The following is an 8,202-nucleotide window of genomic DNA, read 5'->3' as shown; positions in this document are numbered from 1 at the left end:
AAAGGTAGAGAGCTTGGATTTCCAACGATAAACCTTAAGCCAGACGATGACCTTTGTCTTAAAAAAGGTGTCTATGCCGGATTTATATGCTATGAAAATTTGTGTCAAAAAGCGGTTATAAACTATGGAAACAGACCAACAGTTGATGGAACAAAAACATTCATGGAGGCACATATTATTGAAGATTTAAAAATACATCCAAAAACAAACGATTATGTAAAATTGATTTTTAAAAAATATTTGAGAGAAGAGAAAAAATTTAACTCTGTAGATGAGCTTAAAAATCAGATAAAATTAGATATACAAAAAGCTTTAGAGGTTTTAAATGAAGGTTAGAATTCCTTTTTATTTTTCCATATTCTGTCATTCTAAAGCCGGCAAAGAATTTTCTTTTTTGCCTCTAAAAAAAGCATTAAATAGTAAATCCTTAGAGCTTTTTCCTCAGAATGACAAAGAAAGCTTGATAAAACTAAATATTATTTTAGTATTAGTCTTAACTCTTTTCTTTTGTTCTTATGCAGAAGTAAAAGTCCCGGAGGTGGTTTTTCCGTTAGAAATAACGACAAAAATTACTGAAGAAAAACCCTATTTAGAGCCACCTAACACTCTTGAATTAAAAACTTTAAACGAAGAATTAAATATTACACAATACATAAAACCAAAAAAACCGACAGATGTAAAACTTCCAGTCCTTACCATAGAAAAACCTACAGCTTACTTAGGAATCCCTCCATCAAATGCACTATTATCTGATGCAATAGATTACTACAATAAAGGAGATTTACTATTTGCTGAAAGCAATCTTGAAAAATTTATAGAAAAATATAAAGACCATAAAAACCTTTTTTATGCTTATTATCTGCTTGGGGTAGTTAAATACAATCTTGGAAAATACCCGGGGGCAGAAAGTAATCTATCAAAAAGCTGTGAAATATTAAAAACAAAAGAGGCATGCTTATCTTCAGCTATTGTTAATATAATACTTGGCGATCAAGAAAAAGCCAAATCTTTATTATCACAATTAGACAAAGATATAGATGTTAGTTTTTATAATCAAGTGATAAATCTACTATCAGGCGGTAAAGCTGATTTTAACAATATAAATTGTGATAACTTAGATGTTGGAAGCATAGAGTACTGTCAATACATTCAAAAGTATTATAATTTTTCGGTAGGAAACTTTCTAAAGGCTTTAAAGATAAAATACACAGGTAAAAATAAACAACTAATGTATGATTCTATCTTAATGGATGGATTTTCTTATTATTATACAGGTGTTTATCAAAATGCTTCGGGAAAATTCAACCTTACTCTCAAAGAAAACACAAATGGATATGTTTATAATCTTGCTTTATACGGTAAAGCTTTAATAGATTCAAACAACATTGATGACTACGCCGGCGTTTTACAATCAAGAGATGAGCTTTTAGCACATTATCTTTACATAAAACTTGCAAATGAAAGGTTTAAAAAAGGAAATTATTTAGATGCATTTATATACTTCCAAAATGCCATAAAGCTTACAGACAAAAATAAAACATACTTAAAGCTTGCCATTGCAACATCTTTATATAATCTTAAAAATTACGATTATGCATTAAAACTATTTTCTGATCTAACAACAGAGACAAACGACCCGGAAGTATTTTATTATGCGGGAATAACCGCTTACGCAGTTAAAGATTTTGTAAAAGCAGAAAGATTTCTAAACAAAGCTTTAGAATCAAAAGATTCAGAGATTAAAAAGAAAGCTTTGATGTATTTAGCAGAAATCTATTTGATGAATAAAGATGATGAAAATTTTGTCAATACAGCTTCACAGCTAAAAGAGTTTGACAAAACCTATGCATATGATTTACTTGGTTGGTACTTTTACTTAAATGGAGACTATCAAAACGCCTTTAAAGCCTTTAAAGACCCATACATGAAAGCAGTATCAGCCTTCAACGCAGGAGATTTAGAGGCTGTTAAAAACATAATTCAAAATAGAAACGATAGGAAATCAAAGTTTTTATTAGTTTATGTTTACATCAAAGAAAACGACCTTGAAAAAGCAAGAGAAGTGTTAAGAGAGCTACTAAATGGTGATGATTTAATTGCAAAAAAAGCATACTATCTTTATGCTTACACATTTTTCTCTTCAGGAGATTTTGTAAGAGCATCCCAGGAGTTTAGCAAATTTTTAGAAAAATATAAAAATGATGATGATATATACACAAGGAAAGCACTTCTTAGACTTGCAGATAGCTACTACAACCTTGGAGAAAGAGACTTAGCAGTAAATATATACAAAGATTTTATAACCAAATACTCAGGCACTAAAGATAGTATCGATGCTGCCTACAATTTAATCATTCTTGAATCTAAAGGTTCTTCTGAAGATGTGGAAAGTATGATTAAAAGCTTTTTGACTAAATATCCAAAGTATCCTTTAGCAAATATTCTAAAAATCCAGCTTGCAGAGATTTATCAAAACAAAGGAAAAATAGAAAATGCTATTAAAATTTACCAAGAAGTAGCTGCCGTCAATAGCAAAGAATCAGCCCTTGCTACTTACAAGCTTGCAGAAAGCTACTATAAACTAAACCAACTTGACAAAGCAAAACAAGTTTTAATAGATTACTTAAATACAAACAACGAAGAATATAAGCTTTTAAGTAAATTACTTTTAGCAGAAATCTATGAAAAACAAAACGATTTAGACAATAGCATAAAAATCTATGAAGAGCTTAAAGAAAATGATGACGTTAAATTTAAGCTTGCAAAAATCCTACTTCAAAAAGGGGATTATGATAAAGCATTAACGTACTTTAAAGAACTTTTAGAAAAACACCCGGAAAAGGTTAATGAAATTAGCTTTTATATTGGAAAAACATATTATCTTATGAACGATAAAAAAGATGCTGTAAGTTATTTGGAAAATGGAACAAAATCATCAAACTACAACGACGCGGCAGTAAGCTATTACCTCCTTGGCATGATTTATAATAAAGAAAACCCTAACAAAGCGTTGAACTACTTTTTAAACGGAATATATCTATATCCTTCAAGCAAGGATATTACAGCAAAATCAAGAATCGAAGCTGCAAAAATCTTATTAAAAGCTGAAAAAAGAAAAGAAGCATCTTGCCTGCTTACACCTTTACAAAATTACGAAGATGAAAATATTAAAAATACAGCCATAAACATTTTAAAAGATTTACCAAAATGTGCGAGGTAGGCAGATGAAAAAAGACCTTATAGCCATTGGAAAGATTCACGGAACCCATGGCGTAAAAGGCAATTTAAAATTTGAGATTTTTGTTAAAAATTTTTATCTACCAGAAGAGATATACATTAAAGATGAAGAAAATGAGCTGCAACCTTTGAACATAGAAACCATAGACAGAAAAAAAGGTTTGATAAAATTCAAAAACTACGACACACCGGAAAAAGCAAAAGAAATTAGTCATAAGCTAATTTACGTACCAGAAGAATTACTACCAAAACTTGGAGAAGATGAGTTTTATGAATTTCAATTAATTGGAATGAATGTTTATTATAATGACAAACTAATTGGAAAGGTTGAAAAAATAGATGATAGATTATCCCAAGCGTATTTGATAATAAAATGCACAGATGAAAAAACAAGACACTTACCGTTTATTAATGAATTTGTGAAAGATGTAAACGTAGAAGAAAACAAAATGCAAATAACGCCGCCGGAAGGATGGTTTAGCTTATAGATGAAAATACTTGATAAGTATCTGATAAAGTTATTTTTTAAAAACTTTCTGCTACTTATCGGACTATTTTCACTGATCATAACATCTTCTCAGCTTTTACATCTTCCATCTTTTGCCTACAGTATGAATATAATAGACTTTTCAAAGCTGCTGTTTTTGATAGACATATCTTTTATAAAATATCAACTTCTTTTTGCTTTTTTTATAAGTTGGCTACTTGTTGGGATATCTTTAAGAGATAAAAATGAAATCTACGCTGTATACTCTGCCGGCATATCAAAAAAACAGCTCTTAAAACCTGTTTTTATCATGACCGTTATTTTTGTAATCATTGCGTTTGTCTTCTCTACGGTTATAGTTCCATCGGCAAACAGAGAAAGATATAAATTTTTAACGTATAAAGTCAAAAGCTACATTTTAGAAAATGTTTCTCCAAAAAACTTTTCTAAGATAAACGACAATGTCTCTGTATACGTTGAAAAGAAGGAAAAAAACACTTTTTATAATATCTTGATTTATAACGCTTCTAGCGGCTATCTTATTACAGCCAAAGAAGGTATGTTTATATCAAATAACTTAATTTTAAAAGATGGTTATATACAGCTACCATCCGGAAAATCTTTTGACACGATAAAATACGAAAAATATACATTTAGCTTAGATGTTTCTTATATAAAAGAGATTTCTATGCAAGATTTTAAAACAAAAGATTTATTAAGGCTTGCGGTTGAAGAAGATAGTAAAGCTTTATCAATTTTGGCTGACAGATTTTATTTTGCAATACCTTTTATGTTTTTAGGATTTATTGGTTTTTTATCAGGAATAAATACTTATCGTTCAAAAGAAACACTTTTAACTTTTGCTGTTAGCCTGTCTATTGGCTATATGGTATTAAACTACTACTTTTTAAAAATCATTGAGAAAGTGCCTGTATTATTTTTTGTTTATCCAATTGTGTTGGTAGCTATTTTTTACTTAGTTTATAAACTTCAAGAAAAAGGTAGAAAGTAGTACAAACATAGGTTGATTTTAAGTTTCTGATAAGTCGGGCGAGAAATTCAATAAAAATATGAGATTCTTCGCTTTGCTAAGAATGACGATGTGGATTTTGCAAGCAGTCTCACATGATTTATACATTAACTTGAAAAGTCATATTTTTTAATGTAAACTTTTCTGTAAAATTAGGTTAACGAGAGGGAATAATGGAAATTTTGAATAATCTTGCAGAGAGAGTAATATCCGGAGAAAAACTTATAAAAGAAGAAGGACTTCAGATTCTATCTATTCCTGATGAGTTAGTAATGGAGCTTGTTGAAGAAGCTTCAAAAGTTAGAGAGTATTTTTTTAAAAACCAGATGGAGTTTTGTAGTCTGATAAATGCTAAAAATGGAGCTTGCACAGAAGATTGCTCATTTTGTGCCCAATCCTCACATTATAAAACGCCTATCAATGCTTATGGATTAGTTAATAAAGATGAAATGCTTGCAGGTGCAGAAAAAGCTGTTGCTATAAATGCTAATAGATATTGTATAGTTGTTAGTGGAAGGAGGGCTTCCAAGGAAGAAGTGGATAAAATAGCAGATGCTGTAAAGGAGATTAAAGAAAGTTATCCAATAAAGGTTTGTTGTTCGCTTGGAACGATTGACGAAGAAGATTTAGCTAAGTTAAAAGACGCCGGAGTAGATAGGATAAATCATAATTTAGAAACATCTGAAATATATTTTCCGAAGATTGTCTCTACTCATACCTGGAAGGAAAGGTATGAAACGATTAAAAAGATTCAAAAGGTTGGTTTATCTACATGTACCGGTGGAATTTTTGGCATGGGAGAGTCTGACGAAGACATCGTAGATTTAGCAATGACTTATAGAGATTTAAAAGTAGATTCAATACCATTAAACTTTTTAATCCCAATTCCCGGAACACCTCTTGGAGATAAGCATGGTCTAACACCTTTAAAATGCTTAAAAATTATTGCTTTGTTTAGGTTGTTTAATCCAAAATCTGAGATTAGGTTGTGTGGTGGTAGAGAGCTGAATTTAAAAGATTATCATGATGTTGCTTTTGAGGTTGCTAACTGTCTTATGGCAGGTGGTTATTTAACAAGGGCAGGAAGAGAGCCGGGTAAAGATGAAGAAATGGCAAGAAGATTAGGAAGAGAGCTTATTAAAAATGGTGCAAGTTTTAGTGTGAGTAATAAGTAAAATAAAAATACTAATAAACTTACTCAGCAACAACTACCTTATTTTTTCCATCTCTCTTTGCTTGATATAGTGCCTCATCAACTCTTCTATAAATAGTATCAATTGTATCACCTTCTTTAACTTGAGCAACTCCTAAACTTGCAGAGATTCTTATAACGTTCCCATCATACTTAATCTCATGATTTTCAATTACATTTCTTATTATTTCAGCTACATTTTTACCATTTTCTAAAGTGACATTTGGCAATATAATTCCAAATTCTTCCCCACCGAGCCTTCCTATTATTGTATTTGCTCTTAAATAAGTACGTAGTAAATTTGAAACTTCTTTTAAAACTAAATCTCCTGCCGGATGTCCAAATTTATCATTAATTTGTTTAAAATTATCTAAGTCCAATAAAATAAGTGTAAAAGGAATTTTTTTCTCGTTAAAATCTTTAATTAAATCATTTAAAGCTCTATCAAAACTTCTTCTATTTGTAAGACCTGTAAGAAAATCCAAAGTTGCTTCCTGTTTTACAACTTTAAGCTCTACATTTAATCTTATTATCTCTTTATGATATTCTTCAAGTTTAGACATTAAGATATCATTTTGCCGTTTTAGTATTTTTAAATGCTCTAAAATAGTTAAAAATTTTGAATCTTCATTTTCTTTTATAATATTCTCATGTTTTGCTATGTTTTCTTGATGTAAGTTCATTACCTCAAGAATTTGAAGAATTTTTTCATCTATTTCTTCAGCTATTAATTCCAATTTGTCTGCAATATCTTTTCTTGCTTCAAATTCTAAAAGTTTTTCATCCAACCGACCCATCTCTAAATCGTTTAAATCAGCTTTATACATAGCTAATATTTCTCTTTCAGATACATTTCTATTGTTTTCAACAATATTACAGAAAATTCTAAATAAAATGGAGAAGTTTTTAGGTATCATCAGAATGTTATATTTGATCATAAACTTCAATTGTCTACGTACAATCTCATAAATTAATTCTAAATTTTTTTTGTCTAAATTTCCTTTTTCATTGATTTTTTCTTCTATCTTGCAAACCATTTTTAATTTTTCCAAAAATTTATTCTATTTACTTCTTTTTCGCCGTTTCTTGGGCAAACTTTACAATTTCTTCCTCCGGAATGTCTAATCCATGCTCTTTGACATATTCTTTTAGATTTTCAATGATATTCTCTACCTTAGATAAAGCTCTTCCTTTATCCGGAGTTGGGTCTTTTACAAGACCGTAAATCTGTCTGCCTTCATGCCATTCTGGCAAGTATTCTGTTATAGGAAGTCCTTCCTGCGTTGTAAATAAAAGGCAATGGCAGTATTTAAATATTTGCATCTCATCACAAGCACAAATCCATCTTCTTTTTTTAACTTCCTCTTCTTTATTTGGATAAAAATTACAAGGGCAAAGTGGCTTTCCAAGCTCCTGGACATGAGCTGCCAATCCTTGAATTACAGCCATTCTTACTTCTTCATTAGGATTTGGCACAGTACCTGATTTTTCAGCAAAGTTTTTTGCAAAATTTATCATTTTTTCTAAAATTTCTGGCTTTATTTCTGACATGATATCCTCCTAATTGTTTAAAAAACAATATAATTATCTTATTCTACAAATTGCTAAAATATGAATTTTGTCATTTATTTGAAATTTTTGCTAACTACAATTATCATTATAACATAAGGCTAAAAAACTTTTAAAAGGGGGCCTGCTATGAAAAAGGTAATCATTTCAACCTTAGTTTTAGCATCAGTGGCTTTTGCTCAAGAAATAAAGTTAGAAAAACCACCTCAAACACTAAGTAAATACTATCCACCTAATTCTAACAAGTTTGAATTTTTAAACTCTATGTATGCAATGTCTACAGCTTTTACAGGCATGTTTGTAAACATTCAAGAAAATGATTGGAATAATGCTTTAAAATGGGCAAATATTTTGAGAGAAAATTATCTTAACATCGGAAAGCTTGTTCCAGAGTATGATAAAGTCTTGAAGAAATCTGAGATAGACCAGCTTGTGAATGCTGTTAAAGAGAAAAATTTTGATAAGGTAAAACTAAATGCTGATATCGTCGGAAAATCTTGTGCTCAATGTCATCAAAAGCAACAGATTACAACCAAAATTATGTATAATTATCCATCTTTCAGTTTAGTAAATTTAGAAGACCCTGTTGGCAGAAGTAATTTAGAGTTTGAAGATTACATGAAAAAGATGACAGATTCTATGAAAAAGATAAGAATTTATTTAGAAGATAATAAACCGGAAAAAGCT

Annotated in this window: 8 protein-coding genes; 6 read left to right on the top strand and 2 right to left on the bottom strand. The window is 30.0% G+C overall.

Features of this window, described 5'->3' with window-relative positions; all coding sequences use genetic code 11:
* From SULYE_RS03870 to bioB, 5 genes are all read left to right on the top strand, one after another.
* Positions 1-336: riboflavin kinase (locus tag SULYE_RS03870; protein WP_007546703.1), on the top strand; the 336-nt coding region annotated here is incomplete at its 5' end.
* Entirely contained in the window at positions 326-3,220 is a 2,895-nt protein-coding gene (locus SULYE_RS03865; protein WP_007546700.1) for a tetratricopeptide repeat protein, read from the top strand. The genes SULYE_RS03870 and SULYE_RS03865, both read left to right, overlap by 11 nt.
* 4 nt (positions 3,221-3,224) lie before the next feature.
* Positions 3,225-3,725, top strand: coding sequence for a ribosome maturation factor RimM (rimM, locus tag SULYE_RS03860; protein WP_007546698.1), 501 nt, complete (start codon positions 3,225-3,227; stop codon positions 3,723-3,725).
* Complete coding sequence (locus SULYE_RS03855; RefSeq protein WP_007546696.1) at positions 3,726-4,736, top strand: LptF/LptG family permease; 1,011 nt, start codon at positions 3,726-3,728, stop codon at positions 4,734-4,736.
* A gap of 191 nt (positions 4,737-4,927) precedes the next feature.
* A complete protein-coding gene (gene bioB, locus SULYE_RS03850; protein WP_007546694.1) occupies positions 4,928-5,929 on the top strand; it encodes a biotin synthase BioB in 1,002 nt (333 codons plus the stop codon).
* 19 nt (positions 5,930-5,948) lie between these two features.
* Here the strand turns inward: bioB and SULYE_RS03845 are convergent, their stop codons facing one another.
* Positions 5,949-6,983, bottom strand: a complete 1,035-nt coding sequence (locus SULYE_RS03845; protein ID WP_232178573.1) for a GGDEF domain-containing protein — start codon at positions 6,981-6,983, stop codon at positions 5,949-5,951.
* A 28-nt stretch (positions 6,984-7,011) separates the two neighbouring features.
* On the bottom strand, positions 7,012-7,497 hold the full coding sequence (locus SULYE_RS03840) for a ferredoxin-thioredoxin reductase catalytic domain-containing protein (protein ID WP_007546690.1): 486 nt from the start codon (positions 7,495-7,497) through the stop codon (positions 7,012-7,014).
* A gap of 147 nt (positions 7,498-7,644) precedes the next feature.
* On the opposite strand from SULYE_RS03840, the gene SULYE_RS03835 reads away from it, so the two are divergent.
* A partial coding sequence (locus SULYE_RS03835) for a hypothetical protein (RefSeq protein ID WP_007546689.1) occupies positions 7,645-8,202 on the top strand: 558 nt, incomplete at its 3' end.

The organism is Sulfurihydrogenibium yellowstonense SS-5 (genome assembly GCF_000173615.1).
Lineage (GTDB): Bacteria > Aquificota > Aquificia > Aquificales > Hydrogenothermaceae > Sulfurihydrogenibium > Sulfurihydrogenibium yellowstonense.
This window is presented reverse-complemented; position numbering and strand designations above follow the sequence as displayed.